Raw genomic sequence first — 14,623 nt, forward strand, 5'->3', positions numbered from 1 at the left:
AAGGCATTCCTTACTTCTCATATCAAACATTGTTCATTCTCTAACAATGCTTAGAATTATTCATAAGAGGTGATATATATGTTAATGCCTAGTATTTTTGGAGAAAGTTTATTTGATGACTGGTTTGATGATTTAGATAAGGAATTCTTTGGAAAGAAGAATCCGTTATATGGAAAACATTCAAGAAATATGATGAAAACAGATGTACGTGAAACAGAAGGAACATATGAATTGGATGTGGATCTTCCAGGCTTCAAGAAAGAAGATGTGGAATTGTCATTTGACAATGGATATTTGACAATCTCAGCTAAAAAGAGCTTAAATAAAGATGAGAAGAATAAAGAAGGACAATATATCCGACAGGAAAGATATGCAGGAAGCATGAGTCGAAGCTTCTATGTGGGAGAAAGTGTTCCACAGAGTGATATTAAAGCAAAATATGAAGATGGAGTCTTGAGAATATCAATACCAAAACAGGATATGAAAGTCATCGAAAACAACAATACAATTACGATTGAATAAATAGTCAGGGTTCGAGAAATCGAACTCTTTTTTTGTAGACAATTCATGAAATTTCTTCTATTATAGAAAAGTCCTATAAAAAAATGTAGAAGTATGCTATAATACAACCGTTAAAATAAAATGTGTGGGAGAAAGATATGATTGGTTTTTATAATTATACTGTCATATTAACTTATTTAAGTTTGATAAGTGCTTTGTTTGGAACGCATTTGGCATTTAAAGGGAATTTTAGTGGAGCACTTATTTGCTTATTATTAAGTGGTGCTTTTGATTCTTTTGATGGAATGGTAGCACGTACTAAAAAAGACAGAACAGAGGAAGAGAAAAAGTTTGGGATACAAATTGATTCATTAGCTGATATGTTTAGCTTTGGTATTTTTCCAGCTATTATTGGATATACCATGATGGATTCTATTGTGTGTGGTGTAACTTGGTTATGGTTTTTTATTTTTGCGTTATATGCTTTATGTGCTATTAGTAGACTGGGATATTTTAATGTGGTTGAAGAAATGCGACAAAAAGAAACCACAGAAAAAAGAAAATACTATCAAGGTTTACCTGTCACAAGTGCAGCATTAATCTTTCCAGCTATCTATTTATTAAGACATGTTTTGACAGCTGAGTTGACGTATAGTATATATGCATGGGTTATGTTTGTTGTCGCATGGGCATTTATTATTAATTTTCAAGTAAGAAAACCTGGTTTAAAAGGCATTTTAGTTATGCTTGTTATGGGTATTTTGATTTGTACAGGATTGTTGATGTTATGAGAATATTTGACCGAAGTGGACAAGAACTCATTGTCAATCAAAGACAAAATCAATTATTAAAATTTTTATACAGTCATTTTTTAGGAAGATGTGCACTAAAAGTGTTAACCCTTCCTTTTATTACCCACATTGGTGGCTGTTATATGAATAGTCGATTTTCAAAACGTAAGATACAGCCGTTTATTCAACAAAATCAAATTGATATGAGTCAATATGAAAAACAGGAATATAGCTGTTATAATGATTTTTTTACTAGAAAAATAAAAAAAGAAGCAAGACCTATTTGTATGGAACATGATCTTTTGATTGCACCTGCAGATTCTAAATTAACCTATTATCCAATTCATCAAGATACATATTTAACAATAAAGGATACCGTCTATTCTTTATCTGATTTATTGAAGAATCAATCGTTAGCTCAGGAATATGATGGTGGAACATGTCTGATTTTTAGGTTGACGGTAGACGACTATCATCGTTATTGTTATATTGATGATGGAACAAAAGAACAGGATATTTATATACCTGGTATTTTTCATACTGTTAATCCTGTTGCGAATGATTATTACCCCATTTATAAACAGAATTCACGTTCATATTCGTTGTTACATACACAACACTTTGGGGATGTTATTTATATGGAAGTAGGCGCAATGATGGTAGGAAAAATTGTGAATCATTCCAAGACATCATTTCAGCGCGGAGAAGAAAAAGGATATTTTGAATTTGGTGGATCAACAATAGTTGTTTTGTTTAAAAAAGATATAGTTGTTATAGATGAAGATATTATTAAAAACTCTCAAAATAATGATGAAACACGTGTGCTTATGGGAGAGAAAATAGGAATAAAAAGATAAGGAGGAAAGAAAATGTCAAAGGTTATAGCTGTTACAAATCAAAAGGGTGGTGTTGGTAAAACAACAACAAGTGTTAATTTAAGTGCAGCTCTTGCATATATGGGTAAAAAAGTTTTATTAATTGATATTGATCCTCAGGCAAATGCGACACAGGGATTAGGTGTTGATCGTGCATCTTTGGAATACACAATTTATGATGCTATCGCACAGCAAATGCCTATTCAAGATATTAGTATTCCTTCTGGTGTAGATAACCTTGACATTGTTCCAGCAAATATTGATTTGGCTGGTGTTGAAATTGAACTTTCACAAGTCAAATCTGGAAGAGAACAAAGACTGAAAAAGGCATTAGGTGAATATAGAAATAAATACGATTATGTGATTATTGATTGTCCGCCGGCACTTGGTTTATTGAATACAAATGCTTTAACCGCTTCGGATTCTGTATTGATTCCTGTACAGTGTGAATATTATGCCTTAGAAGGACTTACACAGTTGTTGAATACAATTTTATTAACACAAAAGGTTTTTAATGAAAACTTAACTATAGAAGGTGTTTTACTTACAATGTTGGATGCACGTACCAATTTAGGAGTGGAAGTTTCACAGGAAGTTAGAAAATACTTTAGAGAAAAAGTATATGATGTTGTGATTCCTAGAAATATTAAATTGTCTGAAGCACCATCTGAAGGATTAAATATTTTTGATTATGATGCTCATTCTGAGGGCGCAAAAGCATATGCCAAATTGGCTAAGGAAGTGGTGAAACGAAATGGCCGCAAGTAAAAAGAAAAAAAGTGGTTTAGGTAAAGGTTTAAATGAATTATTTCAAGGTGAAGATATTCAAACAATGATTGATGCAATTGAGAAAAAACCATCTCAATTTGCACAAGTTCAGATTCCCATTGATCAGATTCGTCCTAATCCTTATCAACCTAGAAAACATTTTGATGAAGAAAAATTGAATGAATTAGCACAATCTATCAAAGAACATGGGATTTTTCAGCCAATTATCTTAAAAGAAGCGATTCAAGGTTATGAAATTGTCGCTGGAGAAAGACGTTATCGTGCAGCTTCAATTGTTGGTTTAACAGAAGTTCCAGCTATTATCGTAGAATTTACAGATCAGCAAATGATGGAAATTGCATTGCTGGAAAATATTCAACGTGAAGATTTAAATGCAATTGAAGAAGCTCAAGCTTATCAGAATATGATGAAAAAGCTCAAATTAACGCAAGAAGAATTAGCAAAGCGTATTGGTAAGTCTAGAGCTCATGTAGCGAATACTGTTAGACTTTTAAAGATGCCTCAAAAATTACAGGACTATGTTTTAGAAGGCACACTCACAATGGGACATATCAAACCTTTAATTACTATTGATGAAAAGAAAGCTTTAGAAGTTGCAAAAAAAGCTATTGAACAACAATTATCTGTAAGAGAAGTTGAAGATATTGTCAAAGGAATCAAGCTTCAAGAAGCAAGAAAGTCTAAACCTAAAGAAGTGAAACCTCAAGAATATGTTTATGTAGAAGGATTATTACGTAAAAAATACCGTACAAAAATTAAAGTTGATGATCATACAATTACTTTGAAATATACAGATACTAAAGATTTAAATAGAATCTTAGAATTAATGGGAGTTATTGAAGAATCATAAGACTTAATATACTGAACATGAAATGACAATATAAAGACAAGTGGAGGTAAAAATGAAAAAATATATTTTTTTATAAAGATTTGTTTCTTTATTGTTGTTATATCAGTGTCCATATATTTAAAAGAAAACGATTTATTAACATATATAGCTCCAATAGGTGCGTTCGATCAAACTAGCACGATTATTCAATTTAATGAATTTTCAAATGTTCTGATAGGGAGTAGTTTGCTATTACTTGCTATATTCTTTGTTTATTATAGAATGAGTATACACTTATCGTATATTACATCATTAGATAAAACAGTCTTATTTTACTATATTATATATTTTATTATTATATTAATTACTAAATTCTCATTTTATGAATTTACTGCTGATATGGCCCAATTAACATTTATGTTATCTTCTATCACATTTTTACAATCTCACTTTTTAAAAATATTACCTATTGGAATAATCATTTATATTCCAATAATATATTTATTTTTTATTCAAAAAAAAGATTGTAAGAGATGAAAGAATCATGATGATAAGATGACTGACTTCAATGACATTATGTCAGAATGATTATTAATCAGTTGATAATGATATGATGACTTAAAATATACAGATACTCAAGATGAAAATAGAATCTGAGAATTCATTTGAATGATTGAAGAACATAAAAACCTGTTCATATGAGCAGGTTTTTATTTCTTTTTCAATAGATCTTTGTGAGTTCTTTTATAATATTTTTGACGAGAATAATCATCAGGATATTGATGATAAGCTTCTTCGATATGTCGAGGATCAATAACTTTAACATGATTTTGATGGAAGTAATCAATAATATGAATGAAATCATCTTTATTTTTTACTTTAAGTTTATATGTTCCTTGAGGGCTGACACAATCTAATAGAATATGAAAGACATATTCACTATATATACCAAAAATAACAAACTGTGCAGTTAAATCCATTCTGACTTCTTGAATATCCTTGAAATCAAACTCAATATCATCATGATGAACATTCTGATAAGATATATGGGTACCATGAATATAAAGTGGTGTACTATTTTTTAAGATATTTTCATCACTTTTGAATCCATCCAATACCATATAAACAGTTTGTCTGGATATAAATGCTTTATCTTGATTATCAACTTTGATTTTTTTAGTTGTAGGAGCAGGATTAGTAGATTGTAAAGGGCTTGTCTGATCAAATTCATAAAGCAATGTATCTTGATGAACGACTTGATTGATTTGGTCTAAAAACTCCCTTTGCGTTGCCTGATTTCTTTGAACAACAGCTTTAATACCACCATCATATAAATACATCATTGTTTTTCCATAACTGGCAATCATAGGATCGTGTGTCACTAAAACAATTGTTGTATCACGTTGATTGAGATGAGATAGAATTGTTAAAAGCTTATGAGAATTTTTAGAATCCAAATTACCTGTAGGTTCATCACAAAATAGAATTTCTGGTTCATTGACTAAAGCACGTGCAATAGCGGTTCTCTGGCATTCACCACCTGAACATTCATGTGGGAATTTATCAAGAATACTTTCGATTTCTAAATCTTTCGCAAGAATTTTGATTCTATTTTCAATATCTTGACTCTTTTGATTACCTAGAATAATAGGAGCAGCAATGTTATCATAAATAGATAGATAAGGAATTAAGTTATGATTTTGAAAAACAAAACCTAATTTTTGATATCTAAATTCACATAAGTCATTTTTATGCATTTGAGAAATATACTGATTAAAGATTTGTATATCACCACGACTAGGTTGATCTAATGTTGATAAACAATTTAATAATGTACTCTTCCCAGAACCAGAAGGTCCCATAATACAGATAAAATCACCTTTTTGAAGTTGGAAATTGACATTATTTAAAGCATAGATATTTTTTCCTCGTTTTAAGAATATATCCTGATCATATATTTTTGATATATTATTCGCCTCTATTAAGATATTTGACATTGTTGATGACCTCCTTTATACAGTGTCTTTCTTTCAAGATAATATAAATCATAAGCAAAGTATATAAAACCAAATATAAACATTCTAAACTATACATCACTTGGCTTGTGAGAAATTGATGAGTGATAATATAATCCCCTAAAGAATAGATGTAAACAAATGGTATAAAGATAACTAATATAAGAAATAAAAGATTTTTAAATATAGAAATTTGAAACAGTTTACTTGGACTATAACCTAAAGCATATTGTGTTGCGTAAATATGCATTATGGATTTGATATATAGTGAATACTTGATAATAAAACATAGTAACAACATGATTAGCATCATAATAAAACACGGGATAATGAAGGGGGTTATATAACTCATGTCACCACTCATTAATACAAGGATAAACATTGTAGGTAAGACAATGGAATGAATATTGGCAATAGAAACAAGCTGATTGGTTAAATCAATAAAGCTTGAAATGCTGTTGAATAAGAGTGGGTGATGAAGAAGTGTCGAGTGAAATAGATCGAATAAAAGTGGAATGAAAGTATTAATAATGGAAGCAATAGAAGCAATAGATATTAGAAATAATGCAAAATAAATGAATTTATTTTCAAATAACGAATCAGTCGCTAATGCATATAATGAGTAGAAAAAGATATGGAGAGTGAATAGGGATGAAATGATCTGACCGGTTGGAACCTTACGTTTTTGATCATGACGACTCATAGAAATCATATAAGGTGTCACTTTTTGCATATTCTTATGATTTATTGTTTCTATAATATGAGTATCAATCTCCGTAAACTGTTGAGCACTTATTGCTAAAATAAAGATCACAGTAAAGATTAAAAAGAAAGTATACAAGAAAAATGTATTTAAGAAATGATATTGGAAAATATAATTCATATGAATATGGATCAGATAAATATTGATACCTTTCATAATCAAGATACCTAAAATGAATCCTAGAAAAAAAGCAATCAAAGACATGATACCATATTGAATTATCAGATAAAGAAATAAATCTTTGGGTTTTCTTCCAAAAAGTAATAACATTGAAAATTCGTGTTTTTTATTTTGAATAAAATATTTCGCAACAAAAACACTCAATACAACTGCTATCATTAAGGTTAAAAATGGAATAAAGGCAATTGCCCTGAATGTCATCCAGTCAATTTTTAAATCTAAACGCGAAAGATGATCATACATGGCAATAAAACAAAATTCAAAAGAAGCTATCAATGTTAAGATACTTAATAAAAGTAAATAGTCTTTCTTTTGATGAATAACAATTTTTTTAATGAATGTAAGCATATGTTTTCCCTTCTTTCATTCTTATTAAACACTATAGAGTAACTACAAGGTCAAGAATTTTTATGAAAAAGTTCTCTTTCTACTAATATAATACACCTATACATAAATAATTAAAATAATTTCTGCAATAATGAAATAAAAAAATAAATTGATTTTTTCTCTATCAAATATGGTTTTAAAAACTACATTTATATTGACATTCCCATATATATTTGTTAATTTATAATTAAGAGATTATGGATACGAGGAGATTGGATATGAAGATTATTACGGATACGGGAGCTTTACTATCACCAAAGGAAGGAGAAAAAATAGGGGTTGATGTTCTTCCTTTAAATGTTATAGCTGATAAAAAGAGTTATAAAGAATATGTTGATGTGACAAGTCAGGAATTTTTAGATATTGTCAAAGAAGGGCATGTACCTAGTTCATCACAGCCTTCTATTGGTGAAACAATGGAATTATTTGAAAAATATCCAGAGGAAGACATTTTGGTTATTAATATGGCTGATGGATTATCAGGAACATATCAAAGTACAGTGAGTGCAAAAGAAAGTGTAGAGCATAGTGAAAATATTCATGTTATTAATTCTATGACTTTATGTGGACCACAAAGGTACTTAGTAGAAAAAGCTGTTGCTTTAAGAGAACAGGGATTGGATATTCATCATATTATGAAAGAATTACATAAAAGCATTGCATGTGAAAAATCATTTTTAATTCCTCAAGACTTTGGCTTTTTAAAACGTGGAGGACGCTTAACACCACTTGCAGCAACACTTGGTGGTATGTTGAAGATTACACCTATTATGACAACTACAAAAGATGCTAAAAGATTAGAAAAATATGCTATGAAAAAGACTTTTAAAAGTGCTGTTAAAGAAATTATGAAAGCTTTCCAAGAATTAGGTGTGAATGAAGACTTTAAAATTTATGTGACACATGCAGGGGTTTTGAAACAGGCTCAAGATGTTGTCAAACAGTTACAGACTGTTTTTGAAAATACAGTCATTGAAATGTATGATCTTTCTCCTGTTTTTATAGCTCAAGGCGGACCAGGTTGTATTGCTGTTCAAGCGATTAGAAAATAAAGGAATAAGGCTGTTAATAATGTCATTAACGGTCTTTTATTATATAATGAAAACGAGAGGTGATGATGGTGAACTGTCAAGATATATTAGAGTTTCAAGGTGTTTGGAGAGATTATCAACAAAGAGTATTGAATCAATTAGATATTTATAAAAAAGATCATAAAATTCATATTGTCGCTGCGCCTGGTTCAGGAAAAACGACTTTAGGTATTGAAATTATCAGACGCGTTAATAACCCAGCATTAATTCTTGTACCAACAATTACTATTCGACAACAATGGGTGACAAGAATCAATGAAGCTTTTTTAAAAGCAGGATTGAAAAGTGAGAAATATATATCACAGGATTTAAAACATCTTCGATTGATTAATGTTTCAACGTATCAATCTATTCATAGTGCCATGCGAAAGGTTAAAGATCAAGAAGATGAAGAAAATGTAGATTATCAGGATTTTTCTTTAATTGAAGCTATAAAAGAAGCAGGAATAGAAACATTATGTTTAGATGAATGTCATCATTTAAGAACTGAATGGTGGAAAGCGTTGGAGGATTTTAAAAAGCAAATCACTACTGTTTTTACAATTTCCTTAACTGCAACACCACCATATGATTCTTCCATAGCCATGTGGACAAGATATTTAGATATGTGTGGAGACATTGACATAGAAATTACAGTACCTGAATTAGTCAAAGAAGGGAGTCTGTGTCCACATCAGGATTATGTTTATTTTAATTATCCAACAGCTAAAGAAGAAGCAAAGATGAAAGAATTTCAAGATGATGTACAAAATGTTTTTTCATTTTTCATGCATCATCAAAAATTCCAACAGGCTATTTTATCACATCCATATGTAAGATCTATTCAAGATTTAGATAAAGCATTAGAAAATCCAGCGTATTTATCTTCTCTATTGATTTACTTGGAAAGTCAACAACTCTCTTATCCAAGAGAATATTTAAAAATATTGGGAACAAAGAAGTTGGAGAAGATGTCTATAAAATGGATGGAAATTTTATTGCAGGGATTTTTCTTTGATGACAGGGATTCTTATACTATCAATGAGGAAGATTTTGAAGAGCTTTACAAATATGTCAAATCACATGGATTGATTGAGAAAAAGAAAGTTATTATGCAAGTTGATATTGCTTTTGAAAAGATGCTGATTTCTTCGGTTGGAAAATGTGAAAGTATTCGAGATATTGTATGCCATGAATACAAACATATGAATAGAGAGTTAAAATTATTAATTTTAACGGATTATATCAAAGGTGAATATGAAAAAGCTATTGGTGATGATACAATGAGTGTGCATGCTTTAGGGGTTCTTCCTTTCTTTGAAATGTTAAGAAGAGAAAGTATTCAACATCATCAACCATTTCATTTGGCAGTCTTATGTGGATCTATGATTATCATTCCTGCTTTTTTAAAAAATCAATTAAGACAACTTGTCTCACAACAAATAGAAATGACATTTCAGCCATTTAAGGCCATTGATGATTATGTTAAAGTGAATGTGAAAGGAAATCATCATGAAATCATAGAAGCAGTGAGTGATTTATTTGAACAGGAAGATATTCAAGTTTTAATTGGGACAAAGTCATTGCTTGGTGAAGGTTGGGATTCACCTTGCGTAAATACTTTAATTCTCGCAAGTTTTGTTGGTTCATTTATGTTAAGTAATCAAATGCGTGGAAGAGCCATTCGTACCTATCATAAAAATCCAGATAAAGTGAGTCATATCTGGCATCTTGTCTGTGTTCCTCCTCAAAAAGGAATTATCAATCATAGACAGGAGATCAATCAGACTGAAAGTGATTTTGAAAACTTGAGAAGAAGGATGGAACATTTCTTAGGCCTTCATTATGAAAAAGACTTTATTGAAAACGGTATTGAAAGATTGACTGCAATTCAGTATCCATTAGATCGCTCACATATTAAAAAAACCAATCAAAAAATGTTGGAATTATCCTCTCAAAGAGAACAGTTAAAAGAAAGATGGGACCGTTCTTTAGCTATATATGATAAAATTGAAGTTGTTGAAGAAGTAGACATGGAAGATCAAAATATGACAAGTGTCTTATTGTATGATGCGATTAGACATGTGTTATTCACTATACTGAGTTTTGTACTTACAGGTATTTTGATATGTGTACTAGCAATGCTTTTACACATTCAAAGCAAGTCTATGATTTATGTTTTATTTTCTTGTATTTTCATTGGTGTTGTGAGCGTGTTATGGAGATTAAAAAAAGTATTTACATGGATGAATCCTTTGAATCGTTTACAGTCTTTTGGTGATGGCATTTATCAGGCTATGTTAAATATGCATTTGTTTGAAATGTTAAATTGTCGTGTACAAACAGAATCACAAGCGGTTTTATACTCTATTTATTTAAGTGGAGGAACTGCTCATGATAAGGCTTTATTTGCAAAATGTGTGAATGAATTTTTTGATGAAATTGATAATCAACGCTATATCCTTTACAACAAACATCAAAGAAATAAGATGGATAGATATTTTGTCGTTCCTGATATTTTTTCTAAACGTAAAGAAGATGCGATGATTTTTGCGCAGTGTATGCAGCCTTATATAGGAAAATATCAATTGATTTATACAAGAAATGAAGCAGGAAGAAAGATTTTGCTTCAAGGAAGAAAAGATGCTTTAGCTAATAGACAAAATAGACTCTTAACAAGAAAGAAAGTTAAAGGGGCTTTGGAATAGATTTATTTTGATGTCAATGCCTATATAAAATTTATTTCAGTGTTTGAAAATAAGAAGAAATCATCTGGTTTTGATTTAAGATTATTGGACTATTGTTATTGTCAATAGTCCTTTATGCTATAATAAGAAAAAAGGAGAGGATTATGATGCAGGAATTTTCAAAGATATTTTTAACAGGTGGATTCATTATATCATTAATAAGTATCATAGCGTGGTGGCAATTATTCAAAAAGGCTCATTTAAAAGGATGGTATGCCTTGATTCCAATTTATAATATTTATTCTTTTTGTAAGATGGTTACAAGCTCTGGATGGACAATGTTGATAGTCCTGATTCCTTTTATTAATATCATATTTATCATTTATCTCCTTATGAGATTATCTTATGCTTTTGGACATGGATTATTATTTGCCTTAGGATTATTTTTCTTTTACCCAATCTTTATTTTGATTTTAGCTTTTGGTCAGTCAAGATATATAGGTTAAAGACTTTCAAGTTATGAAAATGAATATGAAAAAATGGGAATATTGATTATAATATGGAAAAAGGAGGAATGAAAGATATGAGTTTCCCAAGTGGGTTTTATTGGGGTGGAGCAACTGCTGCTAATCAATTAGAAGGTGGATGGCAAGAAGGTGGAAAAGGTATTTCTTGTCCAGATATCTGTACAGGTGGTACAGCAACAACAAGTAAAAGAATTACACCAGTTTTAGAAGAAGAAACTTTTTATCCTAGTCATGATGCAATTGATCATTATCATAGATATAAAGAAGATATTGCATTATTTGCTGAAATGGGATTTAAAATGTATCGTTTTTCAATTGCATGGACAAGAATCTTTCCAAATGGTGATGAAGAACAACCTAATGAAGAAGGATTAAAGTTCTATGAAAGTTTAATTGATGAATGTTTAAAATATGGTATTGAACCAATGGTCACTATTTCTCATTATGAAGTACCATTCCATCTCACAAAGAAATGGAATGGTTGGGCTGATCGTAGAATGATTGACTGTTATTTAAATTTCTGTAAAGCTATCTTTACACGTTATAAAGGAAAAGTCAAATACTGGTTAACATTCAATGAAATCAATAGTGCGACAACACCAATGGGTGGATTTTTATCTCAAGGGATTTTAAATGAAATTAAAACAATGGATTTTATGGATCAGGTCGATAATCCAAACAATCGTTTTCAAGGATTACATCATCAATTTGTTGCCAGTGCTTTAGCTGTAAAAATGGCTCATGACATTGATCCAAACTATCAAGTAGGATGTATGCAAATTATGGCAACAAGTTATGCTTTAACTTGTCATCCTGAAGATGAAATTGTTAATCAACAAAAAGGACACTTAATGAACTGGTTCTGTAGTGATGTTCAATGTCGTGGAAAATATCCAAACTATATCAAGAGATATTTTAAAGATAACAACATTACAGTACATATGGAACCAGGTGATGATGATATTTTAGCGGCTGGACCTGTTGATTTCTACACATGTTCTTATTATATGTCAAATTGTCAAACAGCTGACAAATCTAAAGAATCTGGTAAAGGAAATATCTTAGGTGGTGTTCCAAATCCATATCTAAAGGCTAGTGACTGGGGATGGCAAATTGATCCTATTGGACTTCGCTATTCATTAAATGAAATCTGGGATCGTTATCAAAAACCAATCTTTGTCGTAGAAAATGGACTAGGCGCTTATGATAAGATAGATGAAGATGGTAAAGTTCGTGATGATTATCGTATAGATTATTTAAGAAGTCATATCCAACAAATGCATGAAGCTGTTTTAGATGGTGTTGATTTAAGAGGTTATACACCTTGGGGATGCATTGATTTGGTTTCTGCTTCAACAGGAGAAATGGCTAAACGTTATGGATTTATCTTTGTTGAAAGATATGATGATGGAACAGGAGATTTCTCTCGTCGTAAGAAAGAATCTTTCTATTGGTATAAAAAAGTTATTGAAACAAATGGTGAAGATTTAGATTAAAAAGACTGCTTAGGCAGTCTTTTGCAATACGTGATCTGATAAGGATTGAGGAATGAGTTGTTGATAAGTTTCTTCAATCCATTTTTTTGTTAAACCATTTTGATAATGATAATGTGTTGTTTCATATTGAGATGTATATTGATCATAAGGAATCAGTTTAAAGTTTTCTAGATTTTGATCATAATAATTAATGATTGGGATATAATCAATATTTTGAATAGAGAACTGATGATTTTCTTTAACGATATCCAATGATACCATCATAGAAACATTATAGGCATTTTTAAATTCTTGATGCGTACGATCAACAATAGGATCAGCACTGACAAAGTTACCAAGTGAATACATACAAAGTGTTTTATTGTTAATCCATTCCATAGTTTGTGAACAATGTGGGTGATTACCTATAATAATATCTACTCCTAAATCACTTAATAACTTAGAAACATCTTCTTGTTGTTTCGATATTTCATAAGTAAATTCAGTTCCCCAATGCATCATTGCGATTAAAATATCACAGTTTTCTCTTGTTTGTGTGACTTCTTTCGTTAATAAATCTTTATATGCCTGTGTCATTTTTCGGTCACTAGGACGATTAAATAAAGCAACTTTGGCTTGATTTTCATCACTGACAATTTGATTTGTTGCATATGTATAAGATACAAAACCAAACTTTATTCCATGAATAGTCATATATTTTCCTTGATCTCTATCATCTTGATTATAGTAAGTTCCCACAGCTAAAATATCTTTTTCTTTTAAGAAATCAAGGGTATTATCAATGCCCTGATTTCCTCGATCATTAGCGTGGTTATTAGCAGTTGAAACGACTTCTAAATCAAGCGATGCTACCTGTTTACCAATTTCACGAGAAGCATTAAAAGAATAGCCTGTCCCAGAAATGTTCAGTTCTTTACCACCAATAGGTGTTTCCAGATTAGCAATGGATAAATCATCATTTTGTAGATAAGGTCTTACCAAATCATAATAGCCTTTATCTTGGCTATCATCTTCGATCCAGTCATAATAAGGCTTCTCATATAATAAATCACCAATAAAATGACAGCTTACTGTGTTTTTTATTTCTTCTTTTTGAGGTTGTGTTTGTGGTTGCGGTTGACATCCAACAAGCAAAAGGACCAAACAAACAAATAATTTTATTTTTTTCATGAAATCACCATAATGATTGTATAATATTGTCGAAAGCTGTTCAATACCTATGATATAATAAAATATAGAGAAAAGAGGGTTTATATGATTGAAAAAGCAAGATTAGAAGATTGTGATGAGATTTATGACTTAATGTGTATATTAGAAAATCAAAAATTGGATTATGATCATTTTAAACAAACTTATCACCAGGGAATCAATAGTAATGATGTGGTATATCTGGTTTATCGACAAGACAAAATATTAGGGTTTTTAAGCTTTCAGATTCATCGTTATTTACATCATAATCAAGATACAGGAGAAATTGTTGAACTGGTTGTTTTACCAGAAAGTCGAGGTCAGAGAATTGGCGGACAGTTATTACAGGCTATCGAAGCTAAGGCCAATGAATTGCGTTTAGAACAGATTGAATTATCAACATCGACTTATAGAAAACAGGCGCATCACTTTTATGAACAAAATGATTATGAGATGTTGCATTATAACTATACAAAAAATTTATAGAACTATAAGATAGTTCTTTTTTTGTATATAACAGTATAT

General features: G+C 30.4%; 13 protein-coding genes. 10 read left to right on the plus strand and 3 right to left on the minus strand.

The genetic code is table 11. The features are described 5' to 3' along the window. The first annotated feature begins 78 nt into the window (after positions 1 to 78). From B5E79_RS09095 to B5E79_RS09115, 5 genes are all read left to right on the plus strand, one after another. The gene (locus tag B5E79_RS09095) at positions 79 to 522 is read left to right on the plus strand and encodes an Hsp20/alpha crystallin family protein (protein ID WP_087297765.1); all 444 of its coding nucleotides are present in this window, start codon (positions 79 to 81) and stop codon (positions 520 to 522) included. Between the two features lie 137 nt (positions 523 to 659). Next, complete coding sequence (locus tag B5E79_RS09100; protein WP_087297766.1) at positions 660 to 1,292, plus strand: CDP-alcohol phosphatidyltransferase family protein; 633 nt, start codon at positions 660 to 662, stop codon at positions 1,290 to 1,292. Then, positions 1,289 to 2,149 carry a phosphatidylserine decarboxylase gene (locus tag B5E79_RS09105; RefSeq protein WP_087297767.1) on the plus strand — a complete coding sequence of 287 codons (861 nt, stop codon included), beginning with the start codon at positions 1,289 to 1,291 and terminating at the stop codon, positions 2,147 to 2,149. The genes B5E79_RS09100 and B5E79_RS09105 overlap by 4 nt, the downstream gene beginning before the upstream one ends. Before the next feature lie 12 nt (positions 2,150 to 2,161). Beyond that, entirely contained in the window at positions 2,162 to 2,935 is a 774-nt protein-coding gene (locus tag B5E79_RS09110; RefSeq protein WP_087297768.1) for a ParA family protein, read from the plus strand. Beyond that, the gene (locus B5E79_RS09115) at positions 2,922 to 3,806 is read left to right on the plus strand and encodes a ParB/RepB/Spo0J family partition protein (protein ID WP_087246033.1); all 885 of its coding nucleotides are present in this window, start codon (positions 2,922 to 2,924) and stop codon (positions 3,804 to 3,806) included. The genes B5E79_RS09110 and B5E79_RS09115 overlap by 14 nt, the downstream gene beginning before the upstream one ends. A 689-nt stretch (positions 3,807 to 4,495) precedes the next feature. Here B5E79_RS09115 and B5E79_RS09120 read toward each other — a convergent pair. Further along, the gene (locus B5E79_RS09120) at positions 4,496 to 5,782 is read right to left on the minus strand and encodes an ABC transporter ATP-binding protein (protein WP_087297769.1); all 1,287 of its coding nucleotides are present in this window, start codon (positions 5,780 to 5,782) and stop codon (positions 4,496 to 4,498) included. Further along, positions 5,754 to 7,091: an FtsX-like permease family protein gene (locus tag B5E79_RS09125; protein WP_087297770.1), complete on the minus strand. Its 1,338-nt coding sequence runs from the start codon at positions 7,089 to 7,091 to the stop codon at positions 5,754 to 5,756. Before B5E79_RS09125 ends, B5E79_RS09120 begins: the two co-directional genes overlap by 29 nt. Positions 7,092 to 7,348: 257 nt before the next feature. Between B5E79_RS09125 and B5E79_RS09130 the strand changes: the two genes are divergently transcribed. From B5E79_RS09130 to B5E79_RS09145, 4 genes are all read left to right on the plus strand, one after another. After that, complete coding sequence (locus B5E79_RS09130; RefSeq protein ID WP_087243927.1) at positions 7,349 to 8,182, plus strand: DegV family protein; 834 nt, start codon at positions 7,349 to 7,351, stop codon at positions 8,180 to 8,182. 68 nt (positions 8,183 to 8,250) lie between these two features. Next, positions 8,251 to 10,908, plus strand: coding sequence for a DEAD/DEAH box helicase family protein (locus B5E79_RS09135; RefSeq protein ID WP_241147478.1), 2,658 nt, complete (start codon positions 8,251 to 8,253; stop codon positions 10,906 to 10,908). A gap of 143 nt (positions 10,909 to 11,051) precedes the next feature. Beyond that, complete coding sequence (locus B5E79_RS09140) at positions 11,052 to 11,393, plus strand: DUF5684 domain-containing protein (protein ID WP_241147479.1); 342 nt, start codon at positions 11,052 to 11,054, stop codon at positions 11,391 to 11,393. Positions 11,394 to 11,470: 77 nt separating this feature from the next. Further along, the gene (locus B5E79_RS09145; RefSeq protein ID WP_087297773.1) at positions 11,471 to 12,910 is read left to right on the plus strand and encodes a glycoside hydrolase family 1 protein; all 1,440 of its coding nucleotides are present in this window, start codon (positions 11,471 to 11,473) and stop codon (positions 12,908 to 12,910) included. Between the two features lie 9 nt (positions 12,911 to 12,919). On the opposite strand, the gene B5E79_RS09150 is transcribed toward B5E79_RS09145, so the two are convergent. Continuing rightward, the gene (locus tag B5E79_RS09150) at positions 12,920 to 14,080 is read right to left on the minus strand and encodes a CapA family protein (RefSeq protein ID WP_087297774.1); all 1,161 of its coding nucleotides are present in this window, start codon (positions 14,078 to 14,080) and stop codon (positions 12,920 to 12,922) included. A gap of 84 nt (positions 14,081 to 14,164) precedes the next feature. Here B5E79_RS09150 and B5E79_RS09155 point away from each other — a divergent pair, with 84 nt between their 5' ends. Beyond that, positions 14,165 to 14,584, plus strand: coding sequence for a GNAT family N-acetyltransferase (locus tag B5E79_RS09155; RefSeq protein ID WP_087297775.1), 420 nt, complete (start codon positions 14,165 to 14,167; stop codon positions 14,582 to 14,584). Positions 14,585 to 14,623: the final 39 nt, after the last annotated feature.

Source organism: Massilimicrobiota sp. An134, from assembly GCF_002160815.1.
Lineage (GTDB): Bacteria > Bacillota_I > Bacilli_A > Erysipelotrichales > Coprobacillaceae > Allocoprobacillus > Allocoprobacillus merdigallinarum.

Bases quoted from the DNA above. Each gene is read 5' to 3' on its own strand.
- B5E79_RS09095 (WP_087297765.1), top strand. From the start codon at position 79: ATGTTAATGCCTAGTATTTTTGGAGAAAGTTTATTTGATGACTGGTTT.
- B5E79_RS09100 (WP_087297766.1), top strand. From the start codon at position 660: ATGATTGGTTTTTATAATTATACTGTCATATTAACTTATTTAAGTTTG.
- B5E79_RS09105 (WP_087297767.1), top strand. From the start codon at position 1,289: ATGAGAATATTTGACCGAAGTGGACAAGAACTCATTGTCAATCAAAGA.
- B5E79_RS09110 (WP_087297768.1), top strand. From the start codon at position 2,162: ATGTCAAAGGTTATAGCTGTTACAAATCAAAAGGGTGGTGTTGGTAAA.
- B5E79_RS09115 (WP_087246033.1), top strand. From the start codon at position 2,922: ATGGCCGCAAGTAAAAAGAAAAAAAGTGGTTTAGGTAAAGGTTTAAAT.
- B5E79_RS09120 (WP_087297769.1), bottom strand. From the start codon at position 5,782: ATGTCAAATATCTTAATAGAGGCGAATAATATATCAAAAATATATGAT.
- B5E79_RS09125 (WP_087297770.1), bottom strand. From the start codon at position 7,091: ATGCTTACATTCATTAAAAAAATTGTTATTCATCAAAAGAAAGACTAT.
- B5E79_RS09130 (WP_087243927.1), top strand. From the start codon at position 7,349: ATGAAGATTATTACGGATACGGGAGCTTTACTATCACCAAAGGAAGGA.
- B5E79_RS09140 (WP_241147479.1), top strand. From the start codon at position 11,052: ATGATGCAGGAATTTTCAAAGATATTTTTAACAGGTGGATTCATTATA.
- B5E79_RS09145 (WP_087297773.1), top strand. From the start codon at position 11,471: ATGAGTTTCCCAAGTGGGTTTTATTGGGGTGGAGCAACTGCTGCTAAT.
- B5E79_RS09150 (WP_087297774.1), bottom strand. From the start codon at position 14,080: ATGAAAAAAATAAAATTATTTGTTTGTTTGGTCCTTTTGCTTGTTGGA.
- B5E79_RS09155 (WP_087297775.1), top strand. From the start codon at position 14,165: ATGATTGAAAAAGCAAGATTAGAAGATTGTGATGAGATTTATGACTTA.